The sequence below is a fragment of the Phenylobacterium sp. genome (genome assembly GCF_030654915.1).
Taxonomy (GTDB): Bacteria; Pseudomonadota; Alphaproteobacteria; order Caulobacterales; family Caulobacteraceae; genus Phenylobacterium.
On record NZ_JAURWM010000103.1, the window covers coordinates 1 to 15,822 of the forward strand.

The window sequence follows — 15,822 nt, forward strand, 5'->3', positions numbered from 1 at the left end:
CCGCGGCTGCCGCCGGTGACCAAGGCGCGTTTTCCAGAGAGGGTGGACACGGGCAGTTCTCCATATCTGTATCATTCGATACATAATTGGTGCGCCGCTTGCCCGCTGTCGTCAATGAATTTATATATCGGTCGATACAAAAAGGATGGAGCCATGGTCGAACGCGGACGACCTCGCAGCTTTGATCGGGACGCAGCGCTCGCCAGCGCCATGGAAGTCTTTTGGATCAAGGGGTACGAGGCCGCGGCGCTCAGCGAGCTGACCGCCGCCATGGGGATCGGCTCGCCCAGTCTTTATGCGGCCTTTGGCTCCAAGGAGGGATTGTTCCGTGAGGCGGTCGAGCTTTACGGCCGAACCGAGGGACCCCAGCTTTGGGATGGCGTCGAAGCCGCGCCGACCGCGCGCCAGGCGATCGAGGGGTTTCTGTTGGCTACCGCCACCGCGTTCACCCGGCCGGGCAAGCCGCGCGGATGCCTGGTGACGTTGTCGGCGATCAATCTGACCGGCGCCAGCCCCAGCGTCTGCGAGGCGATGCGCCAGCAGCGCGCGTTCGGGCGGCGTGGCCTGGAGGCTCGGCTGAAACGCGCCGTCGCCGAGGGCGAGCTGCCGGCCGATCTCGACCTGGGCGGCGTGGCCGCCTTCTACCTGACCGTCCAGCAGGGCATGTCGATCCAAGCCCGTGACGGGGCGACCCGCGAGGTCCTGGAGAAGGTCGCCCACGGGGCCATGGCCGCCTGGGAGCCGCTGACGGCGAGTTAGGGCGCGTAGGCTCGCATGAACCTGTGGGCCGCTTCGATAGCGATGCGGTCGATCTCGGCGTCGTCGAGATCCTTGCCCTGGCCCAATAGGTGGGCGAGCTGGTGGGGGCCGATCACCATGCCGGCGAAGAACTCAGCGCCGAGCGCCGGATCGTCGACGGCTAGACGCCCCGCCTCGGTTTCCATCCGCAGGAAGTCGGCCAAGTGACGGCGCGAGGTCATGGGTCCCGCTTCAAAGAAGGCGCGCGCCACGTCGGGTTGGTCCATGGCGCTTTCGACCGCCATCCGTAGCATCGAGGTTCCTCGAGGCTGCATCACCATGGTGATCATGACGCGGCCGAACGCGGCGAGCGCCTCTTCGGGGTGCTCCTCGGCCTCAGGCACCAGCAGGGGGGCGGTGATCTCCGCGACCCGGCGCTCGACGATGGCGTGGATCAGCTCCGCCTTGGACCCGAAGTGGTTGTAGATGGTCTGCTTGGAGACCGCCGCCCGGCGGGCGATCTCCCCCACGGAGGCGGCCAGGCCGCGCTCGCCAAACACCTCGCGCGCCGCATCGAGGATGGCTTCGGTCTTGGCGACGTCGATCTGGCCGGCGACCCTGGGCATCAGTGACCGCCGCCGCCGGGGCCGGCTGGAGCCTTGGCCGGGGTGGCCAGCAGGCCCAGCACCGAGGCCACGGCGCAACCGGCCGCCAGGAAGAAGAAGCCGTCCCCGAAGGCCAGGACCGAGGCCTGACGGTGCAGGGCCATCCCGAGGAACTTGTGGGCCGCGCCCTCAGGATCGGCCAGGCCCTTGGTCTCCATCATGGCGGCGAGGCCTGACAGCATTTCCTGGGCCTGGAGGCTGGAGACGCTGACGGCGGCCGACAACTCCGAAAGGTGGACGGCGGTCTGGTCGGTCAGCACAGTGGTTAGGACGGCTAGGCCGACCGCGCCACCGATGTTGCGGACCAGGTTCACCAGGCCGGACGCGTCCTTCATCATCGAGGGCGGCAAGGTCGAGACGCTGAGCTGCTGGGCGGCGATCATCGCGATCATCACCCCAACACCGCGGATGGCCTGCAGGGTGGCGAACTCCCAGAAGCCCCATTCAGCGGTGACGCGGACCCCCAGGCCGACCCCGTAGGCGGCCAGGCCAAAGCCCACAACCAGCGGAATGCGGGGATCCACGGCGCGGATGAAGCGCCCGGCGACCGGGGCGGTCATGAACATCACCAGGCCCGAGACCAGCATCGTCGTCCCGACCTCGGCCGCCGAGTACTGGCGGATTTGGCCAAGGAACAGCGGCAGGATGAAGGTCCCGCCGAACAGACTCATCCCCGCCACGGCGTTCATGACGAAGCCGATGGAGAAGTTGCGGTCCTTGAACGGTTTCAGCGAGACGATGGGCTGTCGGTAGGTGAGCTGGCGCCAGATGAACACGGCGCCCGCGATCACGGCGGTGACGCTCAGCCACAGGATCAGATCGTCATCGAACCAGCCCTCTTTGGAGCCTTCCTCGATCACGTACTGCATGGACAGCAGGAAGACCGTCATGGTCGCCAGGCCGAACCAATCGATACCCTTGGCCAGGCTCGGGTCGCCCTTGTCGAAATTGCCGTAGCGGCCGACCAGGAACATCACCAGCAGGCCAGGCGGAACATTGATGAAGAACAGCCAATGCCAGCTCAGCGCCTCGGTCAGGTGACCGCCGAGCGTCGGGCCGATGGTCGGGGCGAGGGTGACGATCAGGCCAACGACGACGTTGGCCGTCACGCGCTTTTCGGGCGGGAAGACGGTCATGGCGGTGGCGAACACCGCCGGGATCATGGCGCCGGCCGCCAGGCCCTGGAGGGCCCGTGTGAAGATCATCATCTCGATGCTGGTCGAGAGGCCGGTGGCGATGGAGGTGACGATGAAGGCGCCGGCGGCGAACACATAGACCGGCCGCGTCCCCCACATCTTGGTCAGGTAGGCGGTCAGCGGAATGATCACCACCTCGGCCAGCAGGTAGATGGTCTGCACCCAGCTGATTTCGTCGGCGCTGGCCCCGACCCCGGCCTGGATCTGGCTGAGCGAGGAGGCGACGATCTGGATGTCGAGGATGGCCATGAACTGGCCGACCACCATCCCGCCGAAGCCGAGGAAGATCTTGACCCAATCCACCTCGCCCGACGCGGTCACGTGACCGCCGGGAGGCGCCGGCTGGGCTGGGCGGTCTAGGACAGCATCGGTCATGGCCTAAGGCTCCTTAGGCGAACGTCAGCGCGACACGCCTTCGCGGGCGTATTCCTTGGCCGGCTGGACCTCGGCGAAGCTGGGGCCGGTATTGGTGCGCACATCGACCTTGACCTCGACCGAGAGACCCGGGCGCAGGGCGCCGGCTAGCGGCGAGGCCGGATCGACCTTGATCTTCACGGGCAGGCGTTGGGCGATCTTGGTGAAGTTGCCGACCGCGTTCTCGACCGGGATCAGGGCGAATTCCGAGCCGGTGGCGGGCGCGAAGCTGTCGACGTGGCCCTTGATCTCCTGCTTGCCGAACGCGTCCGCATGGATGGTCACGGGCTGGCCGACGCGCAGGCGGGCGACCTGGGTCTCCTTGAAGTTGGCGATCACATAGGCGTCGCCGAGCGGCACGACGGTCATCAGGGCCGAGCCGGGGCGGACGTATTGGCCCGGGCGGACGGCGCGGGCGCCGACCACGCCGGCGACCGGGGACTTGATCTCTGTGCGCTCCAGGTCGATGCGGGCCTTGTCGACGGCGGCGTGGGCGGCTTGGGCCTGGGCCAGGGTCTGATCGCGGGCCGAGCCGAGGCTGGCGGCGCTGCGGCGCTCGGCCTCCAGGGTGGCGCGGGCCTGGGCGACGCCGGCGGTAGCCTGGCTGGCGGCGGCGCGCGCGGTTTGGGCGCGTTGCGGCGAGACCCAGCCCTGGTTGGCGAGCGCGCCGTAGCGGTTGAGTTCGGCCTGGGCGAGTTGGGATTCGGCGTGAGCTGAATCCACACCCGCCGCCTTTTGGGCGATCATCGCCTGTTCCAGCTTGGCCTTGTCGTCGACGCCGCGGACGGCGGCGTCCAGCGCCGCGGCGTTGGCCTGCGCTTGGGCGAGCGTCGCGCGCAGCTGCGAGGCGTCGAGGCGTACCAGGACCTGGCCGGCGGCGACGCTGGCGTTGTCGGCCACCAGGACCTCGGCGACATAGCCATCGACCTGCGGCGCGACGGACACCTTGTCGGCCTGGATGAAGGCGTTGTCCGTGGCTTCGAAGTGCTGGCGGTTGATCCACCACATCCCGCCGCCGACGATCAGCGCGGCTGTGACGACGCCCCCGACAGCGAGGGGCAGGAATTTCTTGGGCAATATCGCCATGACGGGCTCAAAAACCTGAAAAATGGACGCTCAAGTCCAAACTAGATCGCAAGTAGGCGCGCGCCGGCCAGGGCGCAATGGATAAATGGACGCTAACGTCCAAAAATCATCACCACGTAAAAATCGCCGGGCGGGGGTGACGCGCGCGCCCTTTCGTCGGCATATCCGCTCCATGCTTAAGACCTTCGATGCGGACGTGATCATCGCCGGCGCCGGCATGGCGGGCGCCACCTTGGCCCTGGCGCTGAAGAGCGCCGGGCTCGAGCCGTTGCTGATCGACCCCATCGTGTTCGACGCACAGCTGGCGCCGACCTTTGACGGCCGCTCATCGGCGATCGCCTTCGCCTCGTTCCGGCAGTGGCGCACCCTGGGTCTGGCCGATGACATTGAGCCCCACGCCCAGCGGATCGAGCAGATCCTGGTGACCGACGGCAAGTCGCCGGGGGCGGCGGCCGGCAAGCCCTCGTCGTTCTATCTGCGCTTTGACTCCGCCGAGATCGCCGACCGTTCCGAGGGTGAACCGCTCGGCTACATGCTGGAGAACCGCCGTTCGCGGGCCGCCCTGGCCGCCGCCGTGGGCCGGGCTGGGATCAAGGTGCTGGCGCCGGCGCGGGTCGCCAGCGTCACCTTCGACGCCCAGGCGGCGCGAGTGACCCTGGATGACGGCCGGGTGCTCAGCGCCCCGGTGGTGGTCGGCGCCGAAGGCCGTGGTTCGGTGGTGCGGCGCGAGGCCGGGATCGGCGTGATCGGCTGGGACTATCCGCAGACCGGCGTGGTGGCGACGGTGCGGCTGGCGCGGGGCCATGAGGGCGTCGCCCACGAATATTTCCTGCCGGGCGGTCCCTTCGCCATCCTGCCGCTCACAGAGGACCGGGCGAGCCTGGTCTGGACCGAGAGCCGGGCCAAGGCCGCGGCGCTGAAGGCCGCGCGCCCCGAGGTCTTCCACGCCCATCTGCAACGCCGGTTCGGCGAGTTCCTGGGAACGGCGAGCCTGGACGGGCCGGTCTTCACCTATCCGTTGTCGCTGCTGCTCGCCGAACGGTTGACCGCGCCGCGCGCCGTGCTGCTGGGCGACGCGGCCCACGGCATCCACCCGATCGCCGGCCAGGGGCTGAACCTTGGCCTGAAGGGCGCGGCGGCCCTGGCCGAGGTTTTGGTGGAGGCCGCGCGGCTGGGCGAGGATATCGGCTCGGAACTGGTGCTGGAGCGCTACGCCCGCTGGCGGAACTTCGACAATGTCATGCTGGCGGCGGCGACCGACGTGTTCACGCGGCTGTTCTCGAACAACAATCCGGTCCTGCGGCTGGCGCGGGGCGTCGGCATGTCGGCGGTCAATCAGATCGGGCCGGCGCGGCGGTTCTTCATGGAAGACGCCGGCGGCGCGACCGGCGACCTGCCCCGGCTGCTGCGCGGCGAGGCGCTGTAGATCCCGCTTGCGGCGGCCTCGCTGCGCTCGCCCTCACCTGTCCTTCGGACATCCTCTCCCGCAAGCGGGAGAGGAAAAGTGCGAGTCTCCTCCCTCTCCCACCGGGAGAGGGCCGGGGTGAGGGCGAGCGCAGCGAGGGCGGCGGAAAGACTTAGTCCAGCGCGCGCGCTTCTTCGGGCAGCATGATCGGCACGCCGTCGCGGATCGGATAGGCGAGCTTGGCGCCCTTGCTGACCAGTTCGCCGGCGACGCGGTCATAGGTCAGCGGCCCATGGGTCACTGGGCAGACCAGGACCTCGAGCAGGCGCGGATCGACTTCGGTGGCGAGGGAAAGCGGGGCGTGGGTCTCGGTGCTCATGGGGCCCTCTCTACTGGATCGAATGCGGCGCGTCATCGTCGCCTTCAAGGCTGTCGATTTCGAGCAGGGCGGTGAGGGTGTCGCAGCGGTCGGCGATGGTCGGCGCCTCGAGCAGGGCCTGCTTCTCGGCCGGCTCGAAGGGCAGGCCCATCGACAGACTGGTGATCAGGCTTTCCAGCGGGGCGGACTCGGCGGTCTCCCAGTCGATGTCCAGCTCGCGGCGGTTCAGATAGCGCTTCAGGGCGCCGGCGAACCGGCGGCGGTCGAAGGTCGGGATCTCCGCGGCCTCGACGCTCAGATCGTCGGCGAACGGCAGGAAGTCGGCGCGGACTTGGCGATAGGGCGTGGCGATCGATAGTTCCTCGCCCACCAAGAACCGGCAGACCCCGGTTAGACCGATCAGGTAGCGGCCGTCCGAGGTTTCAGAAAAGCTGGTGATCCGGCCGCAGCAGCCGACGCTGGCCAGGTTCGGGCGCATGCGATCGCCGCCGGAACGGGTCTGCACCATGCCGATCATCCGGTCGCCGGCCATCACGTCGTCGATCATGTTCAGATAGCGCGGCTCGAAGATCTGCAGCGGCAGGTCGCCGGTCGGCAGCAGCAGGGCGCCGTCCAGCGGGAACACCGGGATCACCTGCGGCAGATCTGACGCGCGGCGAAAGACAGCGGCCGGCATGGCGGGCCCCCTTATGAGAACAGGATGGCGGACAGGCGTCGACGACCCGTCCGGGCGACGTCCGAGCCCGGGCCGGCGGCCTCGAAGATTGTGATGAGCTGCTTGCGGGCGGCCTCGTCGTTCCAGGTCCGGTCCCGCTCGATGATCTTCAGCAGATGGTCGGCGGCTTCGTCCCAGGCGCCGCGGGCCGCCAGGGCGCCGGCTATCTCGAACCGGGCCTCATGGTCGTCCTCGTCCTTGGCCAGGCGTTGTTCGAACTCTCCGGTTTCAGCCGGAGCTTCGTCGAGCAGGGCCAGGGCGGCCCGGACGCTGTCCAGGTCGACGTCCTTGGCGCCGGGCGGGGCCATGGCGACCACCTCGCGGGCGCGCTCGGCGTCATCGCCGTTCAGGTAGCAGCGTGCCAGGCCGCCGATGGCCTTCACATTGTCGGGCTCGGCCTGCAGCACCTCGGCGAAGGCCTGGGCCGCGCCGCCGATGTCGCCTAGGTCGAGGGATTCCTTGGCCTGGGCCAGGAGCTCGTCGGTGGCGTTGGCGGGCGCCTGGCCGGCCATGCGGTCGACGAACTGCTTCACCTGGCTGTCGGGCAGGGCGCCCATGAAGCCGTCGACCGGACGGCCGCCGACGAAGGCGAACACCGCCGGGATCGACTGCACGCGCAGTTGACCGGCGAACTGCGGGTTCTGGTCGATGTCGATCTTGACCAGCTTGACCTTGCCCTTGGCGGCGAGGACGGCCTTTTCGATCGACGGGCCGAGTTGGCGGCACGGGCCGCACCAGGGCGCCCAGAAGTCGACGATGACCGGGGTGTCCTTCGAGGTCTCGATGACATCGGCCACGAAGCTGGCGTCGGTGCCGTCCTTGATCAGGTCGGCGGGGCCGGCGGCGGCGGTGGACTGGGTTTCGCCGATCAGGCTCATGGTCTGGTTCCCAAGGGGGTCAATCCGGGCGTAACGCGCCCGGCCGCTAAAATGGTCCCTTACGGCGCCGTCTTCAACGGCGCTCAAGGGCGATCAGGCGTCTTCGATCACCGCCATGGCGTCAAAATCCACCACCAGGGGGGTGATCGCCAGGGCGCGGAAGAATTTGGCGAAGCCGGCCCGCGAGACGCCGGTGGTGGCGGTGTTGACCAACGGGTGGAAGTTCACCCGCTCGGCCTGGGCCAGTCTGCGGTCCAGCACAAAGGTCACGTCACGTTCGGCGCCGTTGATCATGGCGAAAGCGGTGACCGACCCCGGGGTGACGCCAAGCGCCTCTTCCATCAGCTCGGCCGAGCCGAACGAGAGCCGGGCCGAGCCGATCACCGGGTGCAGGCGCTTCAGGTCGATCTGGGTGTCGTCCTTGGCCGAGATCAGCCACAGCCGGCCCTTGGCGTCCTTCAGGAACAGGTTCTTGGTGTGGGCCCCGGGGATGTCGTCCTTGATCCCCTCGCCCTCGCCGACCCGGAACACCGCCTCGTGGTCGGTGGTCGCGTGGTCGATTCCATGAGCGTCGAAGAAGGCGATCAGGTCGGGGCGGGTCTTCATGGCCGCTGATTAGCGCAACTGGCCGGTGTTCGTCTCCCCGCTAGCCGAGGGGCCAGGCGCCGGTTAGAGCAGATGTAACGAACAAGCTGGAGGAGCCCCATGGAGCTCGAGTGCTATCCCACCGCCGAGCGGCCGCCGGAGATCGTGCCGGGGCGCCCGCAGCGCGCCTGGATGGACCGTTTCGCCGAACGTCACCCCTATCGCTGTCTGCCGCTGAGCATGGCCAACACCACGGGGTGGGAGATCCTCTGCCCCATGGCGTTCACCGCCGAGTGGAATGGCGGGCTGATGCAGAGCGACATCACCCTGACGCCGGACCGCCCCAACCCGGACTTCCATAATTTCGTGAAGTCGCACTTCAGCCATGGGGTGCTGACCTTCCACCCCGGCTATCTGTTCAAGACCCCGCCAGGTTGGTCGATGATCGCCCAAGGCCCGCCCAACCACATCAAGGACGGGATCCAGCCGCTGGCCGGTCTGGTAGAGACCGATTGGCTGCCCTTCCCCTTCACGATGAACTGGATGTTCACCCGGCCGGGCAAGGTGCGCTTCGAAAAGAACGAGCCGTTTTGTTTTATTACGCTGACCCAAGACCGCCAGTTGGCTGACTTCCAGCCGGTCATTCGCGGCATGGATCGCAACCCTGAACTGCGCGACCAGTATGACACCTGGGAGAAACATCGCAGTGAATTCAACAAGCGGATCTTCCGTTTGGACCCCGAGGCGACCCGCGAAGCTTGGCAACGGTACTACTTCAAAGGCGAGTTCCCCGAGGAGACCGGAGAGCCCCCGAAGGACCATGTGAACAAGCGCCGATTAAAGACTCCACGATTTGGTGGATGAGGGTGTTGCCAAGTCGCGGACCCTCTGCCATAAGCCCGCTCTCGATTTTCGGCGGCCAAAACATCGGGTCGTTGAGGAACGCGGGCGTAGCTCAGTGGTAGAGCACAACCTTGCCAAGGTTGGGGTCGAGAGTTCGAATCTCTTCGCCCGCTCCAATTTTCCTTTTGGGGAAGTTGAAGCGAATAAAGCGGTCCTTCGGGGCCGCTTTTTGCTTTCTGGGCCTAGGGGTCCATTGCGGTCTTTCATGGATCACCTCGGCGCGACGTAGAGCTTCACGCGAATCGTCGGATCGCGAGGTCGTTGCGTCTTGGACGCGGGCCGCGCTATAGATCGCGGCGATGACCCTGGCTTTCGCCCTTTCTGGACCGATGACCGCGCGCCCCGCCGCGCGTCCGGCCGCCTGCGCGTCGAAAACCACCATGATGATTATTACCCCCACCATCGAGACGGGGCGAACTCGCGCGACTTAAAACACCGCCGACGGATCGCAAGATCAGGAACCCCGCTCCCGAACAGGTAGCGGGGTTTTTTTGTGCGCGCCGTCGGTCCTCAAATCCGAGAAGGACCAGACCACCATGCTAGCCGACCGCCATTCCGACCCATCCAGCGCGCGTGACGCCGCGCGCCGGTTCGCCGCCGCGCTCGCCGCCGAGGCGTTGCTCGATCAGACAGCGCGCCTGGAGGCCACCCTGGCCGCCGACGGGGGGCTGGAGGCCCTGTTCGCCCTGGAGCAGGCCCTGGACCTCTCCTGGCCCCGCGCTACGCCCACCTGTGAGCTTATCTGGGCGACGGAGGCGGCTGGCGAAGGGTTGCGGCTGCGGGCCTTCGACGAAGCCGGCCGCCTGCTGTTGGTTCGGGCCTATTGCGCGAAGGGCCTCAAACATGGCTGACGGGCCGCCGCCGGCCTTGGTCCGGCGCACATTCCTGATCGAAGCGCAGCAGCGTGGCGACGTCGTGCTGCGGGTGCTCGGTCTCTTCGCGGTCCAGGGCGCCGAGATCCTGACGATCGAGGCTGCGCAGGAGCCCGATCGGACCTCGATCCGCATCGAGACCGGCGGCCTCGCCGAGGACGCGGCGCAACACCTGGTCGAGCGCCTGCGCGTCTTGCCGGCGGTGACGGGCGTGGGGCTCGGGTGGCGGGCGATGGCCTGAGACGTTCTGTCGCATTCGGTCGCGGATGAGCCTTTTATTTACTGTGACTTCCTAGAAGCCCGCGGAAAGATGTCTCTCTTCCGGGCTGGCTTATAGTGATTAAAGTATTGACGTGCTTGGTCGCCGAGCATGACCACAGGCTGGTCCTTGTTGCGGCCTTGGTTTGTTTCGGCGGCTGCTTCACAGCCTTCAAGCTCTACTCCAGGATGCGTGACGCCGCCTCGCGCGGCATGCGCCTGGCGTGGGTGCTGCTGACCGGGCTGGTGGCGGGCTGCTCGATCTGGGCCACCCACTTCATCGCCATGCTGGCCTATACGACGGGGCTCCAGGTGGGGTTCCTGCCGGGTGGCACCGTGGCCTCGCTGTTGATCGCCGTGGTCTTCATGGCGGGCGCTTTCGGCGCGGCGGCGAGCGTGCGGGGCGTGGCCGGAAAGATCGCCGGCGGCGTGTTGGCCGCCGTCGGCGTCGCGGCGATGCACTATATCGGCATGTCGGCCTATGTGACCGAAGGCGTGATGAGCTGGGACCTCGGGCTGGTCGCGACCTCGATGGGGCTCGGCTTCGCCGGAGGCGTCGGCGCGCTGTTCGCGGCCGATCGGGCTCATACCCAGCGGCGACAGTTGCTAGGCGGCCTGCTGCTGACCCTTGGCATCTGCGGTGTGCACTTCGTCGGCATGGGCGCGATCACCATCACGCCGGACGGCGCGGTGGACGTTCCGGCCCAACTGCTGTCCCCGGTGATGATGACGGTGGCCGTCGCCCTGATCGTCAGCCTGATCATCCTGGGCGGGCTCGGCGCGGTGCTGATCGAAGGCGGGGCGAACGCCCAGTCGCTGGCCCGCACCCGCCGATTGGCCGACGCGGCCTATGAGGGCATCGTGGTGATCCGCGCCGACCGTATCCAGGACGCCAACGCCGCCTTCTGCGCCCTGGCGGGCGCGAGCGTCGCCGAGCTGACCGGGCTCCAGTTGGCGCCAGAGATCCTGACGTTCGACGCCGCCGAGGGCTCGGCCTTGGACGGTCGTCGCGAAGGCCGGCTGCGGCCCCGCGACGGCGGCCCGGAAATCCCGATCGAGGCCTTTGGCCGGGTGATCGAGGCCGGCGGCGACCAGGGCGACCTGATGGTGCTGGCGATCCGCGACCTGCGTGAGCGCCGCTCGGCCGAGGAGAAGATCCGCTATCTCGCCGAGCACGACGGCCTGACCGGGCTGGCCAACCGCAATGTCATGCAGTCGCGTCTGAACCAGGCGATCGGGCAGGTCGGCGCGGTCGGCGAGCAGCTGGCGGTGATCTGCATCGACCTTGACCACTTCAAGGAAGCCAACGACCTGCATGGCCATCTGGCCGGCGACGCGATCCTGACCGAGATCGCCCGGCGGCTTCAGCGGGCGGTGGTTGCGCCGTCCTTCGCCGCGCGGCTCGGGGGCGATGAGTTCGTGGTCGTCCAGATCGGCGGCGGCCCCCAACCAGCGGCGTCGGCGGAACTGTCGACCGTTCTGCTCGACATCCTCGCCCAACCGGTGAGCTACGCCGACCAGGACCTGCCGGTCGGCGCGAGCCTGGGCATCAGCCTTTATCCCGACGACGGGGCGAGCGGCGAGGCCCTGCTCGCCAACGCCGACATGGCGCTCTACCGGGCCAAGGATAACGGCCGCGGCGCCTATTGTTTCTTCAAGCGCGAGATGGACGAGAACATCCGCGTGCGCCGCACCCTGGCGCGTGAGCTGCGGACCGCCATCGCCGATGAGCAACTGGTGCTGCACTACCAGCCGCTGGCGCGCGCCGAGGATGGCGAGGTCTGCGGCTTCGAGGCCTTGGTGCGCTGGAACCATCCGACCCGGGGCCTGGTCGCGCCGCTCGACTTCATCCCAATCGCCGAGGAAAGCGGGCTCATCCTGCCGCTCGGCGAGTGGGTGCTGCGCCGCGCTTGCGCCGACGCGGCCCAGTGGGACAAGCCGCTGCGGATCGCGGTGAACCTGTCACCGGTGCAACTCCACCAGACGAACCTGGCCACGACCGTCCATGAGATTCTGATGGAGACCGGCCTGGCGCCGCGCCGACTGGAACTGGAGATCACCGAGAGCGCGCTGTTCAAGGACTATCAGCGGGCGCTCGACAATCTGCGCCGCCTGAAGGCCCTGGGCGTGCGCATCGCCATGGACGACTTCGGCACCGGTTTCTCGTCGCTATCGACCCTCCAGTCGTTCCCGTTCGACAAGATCAAGATCGACAAGAGCTTCGTGGAGAACATCCACCGGCACGACCGCGCCACCGCCATCGTGCGCGCGGTGCTGAGCCTGGGCCGCAGCCTGGAGATCCCGGTCACGGCCGAGGGCGTCGAGACCGCCGAGCAGCTCGAATTCCTGCGCAGCGAGGCGTGCACCGAGGTCCAGGGCTACGCGATCGGACGACCCGCGCCGCTGCATACGCTAGGCGACTGGACGGACGATGCGGAGATCGCCCCGGTTCTCAAGGCCGACGTGGCGTGATGTGTCGCTCCTCTCCCCAGGGGAGAGGAGAAGAGCTAGGCCTTGGGACGCACGATCCGCGGGCCCAGGTTCTCGATCACCGCGCGGGCGTCGAAAGCGCGGGGATTGTCAGCGGGCTTGGCGCCGCGCGACATCACGATCTCGGCGCTGGCCTCGTACTTGTCGACGGTGCGCACATCCATGCGGTCGCCCCAGAACGGGCTGCCCCAATAGGGGTCCCAGCTGCGCCAGCCGAAGCCGCCGCCATAGTAGCGCCAGGACGGAGCCCAAAAGCCGTAGCTCGGCCCGTACCAGGGGCTGTAGAGCGGATCGCGTTCGATATAGGTGCGACGGTCGCGCTCGACATTGCGGTCGGCGATCTCGAACCAGTCGTAACCCTGCTGCACCGTGAGCTCCGCCGCCCGGAACAGCAGATAGCCCTCGACTGTCTCGCGCGAGGTCAGGCTGTTGCCCGCGAAGGTCACGCGGAAGCGGTTGGCTTCTATCTTTTGCTCGGAGTACCCGCCTGAGGTGGCCTGGCCGGCGATGTTCGGTTGGTAGGGCGTGGCGGTGGCGCAGGCGCTGAGCAGGCCGGCGAGGGCGAGACTTGCGGCGATGGCGGCGAATTTGCGTGACATGGCGTTTTTGACCCGAAAGTCCTCGTCCCTCGAGGAAGGCGATGCATTTAACGAAACACGTGGGCCTAATTATGGTTGCGCTTGTTGAGCTTCGCCAGGGGGCTCAGGCCTTTGTCGCCATCAGGGTCGCGGCGCTGAGCAGCAATATGCCGACGCAGATCGAAAACCCTCGTCGAAACCGGGCCTCGCTCATCCGTGAGGCGATCGCCGCGCCGCCGAGCCCGTAGGCGCTCATGGCCGCGATATCGAGCGTCAGGGTAGCGCAGGCGAAGGCCGCCAGCTGGGCGGGCAGGGGCCGGCTGGGATCGAGGAACGGCGGCAGGACGGCGGTGAAGAACAAGATCGCCTTGGGGTTGGCGATCTGCACGGTGAACCCATCGACAAAGGCCGACTTGCCCTGCTTGAACGTTTCGTGACCCGGCTCGGCGTCTTTCTGGAAGGCGCCCATCAGCGACTTGATCCCTAGCCAGGCGATATAGGCCGCCCCGCCATAGGCCAGCAGATGGAAGAACTGCGGGAAGGCGAGGATGAGGGCTCCGAGGCCGAGCGCCGCGGCGGCGAACCAGACCAGGGTGGCGCAGTTCATGCCGACCACGCCGATCAGGGCCGCGGCCTTGCCGCGTTGGGCGCCGGTGGCGATGGCGAACAGGTTCGCCGGGCCGGGCGTTGCGGCCATCACCGCCATCACCCCGAGAAAAGCGACATAGCGGGCGGGGTCGATCGGCAGGTCCATCGGGCTGGTCGGGGCCTTGGCGTGAGGGGAAGCGCAGAAATGCTGACGCCGCCCTGAGGTAATCCCCATTGCTTGACTGGGAAAGCTCTGCGACCTGCCAAACTGATCTGGAGGGACGATGGGTCCGGAATTCTGGCTATTCGCCGCCGTGGGCTTCGCGGCTCAACTGGTCGATGGGGCGTTGGGCATGGCCTACGGCGTCGTCTCGACCACCGTGCTGCTGGCCAATGGCGTGCCCCCGGCGACCGCCTCGGCCAGCGTTCATGCGGCCAAGGTGTTCACCGGCGCGGCCTCGGCGGTCTCGCACATCGCTCACCGCAACGTCGATGGGCGGCTGCTGGTGCTGCTGGCGGCCGGCGGCATGCTGGGCGGCGTGGTCGGGACCTATCTGCTGACCTCGGTGGACGGCGAGCTGATCAAGCCCTTCGTCGTGGGCTGGCTTGGCCTGATGGGGGTGGTGATCCTCTACCGCGCCTGGAAGGGCGCGCGGCCTAAGCCGTTCTCCTGGAAGGGTCCGTTCCCGCTTGGCCTGGTCGGCGGCTTCTTCGACGCGGTCGGGGGCGGCGGCTGGGGACCGGTGGTCACCTCGACCCTGCTGGGCTCGGGCGCCGACCCGCGCAAGGCCATCGGCACCACCAACGCCGCCGAGGCCTTCGTGGCGGCGGCGGTTTCGGCGGCGTTCCTGGCGGCCCTCGTGTCGGGCCATTGGCAGACTGACGATCTCGCCCAGCACCTGTGGTCGGTGCTGGGTCTGATCGCGGGTGGTGTGGTGGCCGCCCCGCTGGCCGGCTGGATGACCAAGGTGCTGCCGATCCGGGCCTTGACCTGGATCGTCGGCTTCGTGGTCACCGGCCTGGCGATCTGGCAGGCGGTGGTCTTGTTTAGCTAGGCGCCGACGACGGCCAGCGTCCAAATGATCCGGCCAAGCGCGCCGAACAGCAGGATGGCGGTGGCGGCGAGCTGGATCATGAAACCCGCTTCACGCTTCTTGGGATCGGACACATAGCCCAGGGCATAGACGATCCGCCCGACGATCCAGACGAGGCCCAGGCCCGCGGCGAACAGGTCGTTCCAATAGATGGCGAACAGCCATAGGCCGGCCAGGAAGATCGGCAGCCATTCCAAGGTGTTGTAGTGGACGCGGATATGCCGCTCGAGGATCGGGTCGCCGGTCATGGCGGGCGCGGCGACGCCGCTTACGGCGCGGGCCTTGCCGACCCTGACGCCCATCCAGACATAGACGAGAAGCGCGGCGATGGTGACCAGCGCCACATAGCTGTGCGGTTGCATGAATTTCCCCCTGAAGTGCTCGGCGGTCGTCCGCCGTTGCGGCCGAGCTTGGCATGCGTCGCAGGTTTTGGGGAACTCCTCCGGCGGGGTTGCGCGTTCTAGAGGGCCCACGGAATATTGGAGACCCGCTGTGCAGGTCGAATCCCAAGCCATCCGCGAGATCAATTACGACGCAGAACGCGCCAAACTGTTCGTCACGTTCAGCTACGGCGATCGCTACGTTTATGTGGGCGTTCCGGGGGAGGTGCACCGGAGCTTCTTGGACGCCGACTCCAAAGGCAGGTTCTTCGCCTACGAGATCCGCGACCAGTATCCGTACAACAAGGTCGACGCCTGAGAGGTCATTCCCCATTCGTCATGGCCGGCCTTTCGCGCCGGCCATCCATACCGCCGCCGCCGGCGTGTATGGATCACCGGGACAAGCCCGGTGATGACGAACTGAGTGGGGAGGGGGCTGTCTGTCCTACTTCATCCGTTGGTCGCGCTTGGCGGCGACGCGAAGGCGCAGGGCGTTGAGCTTGATGAAGCCGGCGGCGTCGCGGTGGTCGTAGGTGACCTTGCCTTCCTCGAAGGTGACCAGGTCCTGATCGTACAGCGAGTAGGGGCTGGTGCGGCC

General features: G+C 67.5%; 18 protein-coding genes, 1 tRNA gene and 1 pseudogene. 9 read left to right on the forward strand and 11 right to left on the reverse strand.

The genetic code is table 11. The annotated features are described in order from the left end of the window. The first annotated feature begins 153 nt into the window (after nt 1–153). A complete protein-coding gene (locus Q7T84_RS05200; RefSeq protein WP_304806674.1) occupies nt 154–759 on the forward strand; it encodes a TetR/AcrR family transcriptional regulator in 606 nt (201 codons plus the stop codon). Here Q7T84_RS05200 and Q7T84_RS05205 read toward each other — a convergent pair. The 3 genes from Q7T84_RS05205 to Q7T84_RS05215 are packed head-to-tail and all read right to left on the reverse strand — an operon-like array spanning nt 756 to nt 4,099. Continuing rightward, nucleotides 756–1,364: a TetR/AcrR family transcriptional regulator gene (locus tag Q7T84_RS05205; RefSeq protein ID WP_304806675.1), complete on the reverse strand. Its 609-nt coding sequence runs from the start codon at nt 1,362–1,364 to the stop codon at nt 756–758. The genes Q7T84_RS05200 and Q7T84_RS05205 overlap by 4 nt on opposite strands. After that, entirely contained in the window at nt 1,364–2,974 is a 1,611-nt protein-coding gene (locus Q7T84_RS05210) for a DHA2 family efflux MFS transporter permease subunit (RefSeq protein ID WP_304806676.1), read from the reverse strand. The genes Q7T84_RS05205 and Q7T84_RS05210 overlap by 1 nt, the downstream gene beginning before the upstream one ends. A gap of 24 nt (nt 2,975–2,998) precedes the next feature. Then, nucleotides 2,999–4,099 (reverse strand): HlyD family secretion protein, encoded by a 1,101-nt coding sequence (locus tag Q7T84_RS05215; protein WP_304806677.1) that lies wholly within the window; start codon nt 4,097–4,099, stop codon nt 2,999–3,001. Nucleotides 4,100–4,271: 172 nt separating this feature from the next. Between Q7T84_RS05215 and Q7T84_RS05220 the strand changes: the two genes are divergently transcribed. Next, nucleotides 4,272–5,525, forward strand: a complete 1,254-nt coding sequence (locus Q7T84_RS05220; RefSeq protein WP_304806678.1) for a UbiH/UbiF/VisC/COQ6 family ubiquinone biosynthesis hydroxylase — start codon at nt 4,272–4,274, stop codon at nt 5,523–5,525. Nucleotides 5,526–5,676: 151 nt separating this feature from the next. On the opposite strand, the gene Q7T84_RS05225 is transcribed toward Q7T84_RS05220, so the two are convergent. The 4 genes from Q7T84_RS05225 to Q7T84_RS05240 all read right to left on the reverse strand — a co-directional run bounded on the left by Q7T84_RS05225 (nt 5,677) and on the right by Q7T84_RS05240 (nt 8,082). Then, the gene (locus Q7T84_RS05225; protein WP_304806679.1) at nt 5,677–5,883 is read right to left on the reverse strand and encodes a Trm112 family protein; all 207 of its coding nucleotides are present in this window, start codon (nt 5,881–5,883) and stop codon (nt 5,677–5,679) included. Between the two features lie 10 nt (nt 5,884–5,893). After that, on the reverse strand, nt 5,894–6,559 hold the full coding sequence (locus Q7T84_RS05230) for an LON peptidase substrate-binding domain-containing protein (protein ID WP_304806680.1): 666 nt from the start codon (nt 6,557–6,559) through the stop codon (nt 5,894–5,896). Between the two features lie 11 nt (nt 6,560–6,570). After that, nucleotides 6,571–7,476 carry a co-chaperone YbbN gene (locus tag Q7T84_RS05235; RefSeq protein ID WP_304806681.1) on the reverse strand — a complete coding sequence of 302 codons (906 nt, stop codon included), beginning with the start codon at nt 7,474–7,476 and terminating at the stop codon, nt 6,571–6,573. 93 nt (nt 7,477–7,569) lie between these two features. Beyond that, nucleotides 7,570–8,082 carry a prolyl-tRNA synthetase associated domain-containing protein gene (locus Q7T84_RS05240; protein WP_304806682.1) on the reverse strand — a complete coding sequence of 171 codons (513 nt, stop codon included), beginning with the start codon at nt 8,080–8,082 and terminating at the stop codon, nt 7,570–7,572. Between the two features lie 99 nt (nt 8,083–8,181). On the opposite strand from Q7T84_RS05240, the gene Q7T84_RS05245 reads away from it, so the two are divergent. The 5 genes from Q7T84_RS05245 to Q7T84_RS05265 all read left to right on the forward strand — a co-directional run bounded on the left by Q7T84_RS05245 (nt 8,182) and on the right by Q7T84_RS05265 (nt 12,566). Next, on the forward strand, nt 8,182–8,925 hold the full coding sequence (locus Q7T84_RS05245; RefSeq protein ID WP_304806683.1) for a DUF6065 family protein: 744 nt from the start codon (nt 8,182–8,184) through the stop codon (nt 8,923–8,925). 80 nt (nt 8,926–9,005) lie between these two features. Then, nucleotides 9,006–9,080 (forward strand) — tRNA-Gly (locus Q7T84_RS05250). A gap of 420 nt (nt 9,081–9,500) precedes the next feature. Then, entirely contained in the window at nt 9,501–9,815 is a 315-nt protein-coding gene (locus Q7T84_RS05255; RefSeq protein ID WP_304806684.1) for a hypothetical protein, read from the forward strand. Beyond that, nucleotides 9,808–10,077 (forward strand): hypothetical protein, encoded by a 270-nt coding sequence (locus tag Q7T84_RS05260; RefSeq protein ID WP_304806685.1) that lies wholly within the window; start codon nt 9,808–9,810, stop codon nt 10,075–10,077. Before Q7T84_RS05255 ends, Q7T84_RS05260 begins: the two co-directional genes overlap by 8 nt. Nucleotides 10,078–10,172: 95 nt before the next feature. Then, nucleotides 10,173–12,566 carry an EAL domain-containing protein gene (locus Q7T84_RS05265; protein ID WP_304806686.1) on the forward strand — a complete coding sequence of 798 codons (2,394 nt, stop codon included), beginning with the start codon at nt 10,173–10,175 and terminating at the stop codon, nt 12,564–12,566. Between the two features lie 35 nt (nt 12,567–12,601). On the opposite strand, the gene Q7T84_RS05270 is transcribed toward Q7T84_RS05265, so the two are convergent. Together Q7T84_RS05270 and Q7T84_RS05275 are read right to left on the reverse strand one after the other, a co-directional pair. Then, nucleotides 12,602–13,183: a hypothetical protein gene (locus Q7T84_RS05270; RefSeq protein WP_304806687.1), complete on the reverse strand. Its 582-nt coding sequence runs from the start codon at nt 13,181–13,183 to the stop codon at nt 12,602–12,604. Nucleotides 13,184–13,286: 103 nt separating this feature from the next. Next, nucleotides 13,287–13,916: a LysE family translocator gene (locus tag Q7T84_RS05275; RefSeq protein WP_304806689.1), complete on the reverse strand. Its 630-nt coding sequence runs from the start codon at nt 13,914–13,916 to the stop codon at nt 13,287–13,289. A gap of 118 nt (nt 13,917–14,034) precedes the next feature. Between Q7T84_RS05275 and Q7T84_RS05280 the strand changes: the two genes are divergently transcribed. Next, on the forward strand, nt 14,035–14,805 hold the full coding sequence (locus Q7T84_RS05280; RefSeq protein ID WP_304806690.1) for a sulfite exporter TauE/SafE family protein: 771 nt from the start codon (nt 14,035–14,037) through the stop codon (nt 14,803–14,805). On the opposite strand, the gene Q7T84_RS05285 is transcribed toward Q7T84_RS05280, so the two are convergent. Further along, nucleotides 14,802–15,206, reverse strand: a complete 405-nt coding sequence (locus Q7T84_RS05285) for an MAPEG family protein (RefSeq protein ID WP_304806691.1) — start codon at nt 15,204–15,206, stop codon at nt 14,802–14,804. The genes Q7T84_RS05280 and Q7T84_RS05285 overlap by 4 nt on opposite strands. A 130-nt stretch (nt 15,207–15,336) precedes the next feature. Here Q7T84_RS05285 and Q7T84_RS05290 point away from each other — a divergent pair, with 130 nt between their 5' ends. Next, nucleotides 15,337–15,543, forward strand: coding sequence for a KTSC domain-containing protein (locus tag Q7T84_RS05290; protein WP_304806693.1), 207 nt, complete (start codon nt 15,337–15,339; stop codon nt 15,541–15,543). A gap of 126 nt (nt 15,544–15,669) precedes the next feature. On the opposite strand, the pseudogene Q7T84_RS05295 reads toward Q7T84_RS05290, so the two are convergent. Next, nucleotides 15,670–15,822: pseudogene (locus Q7T84_RS05295) on the reverse strand (argininosuccinate synthase domain-containing protein); the annotation flags it as partial.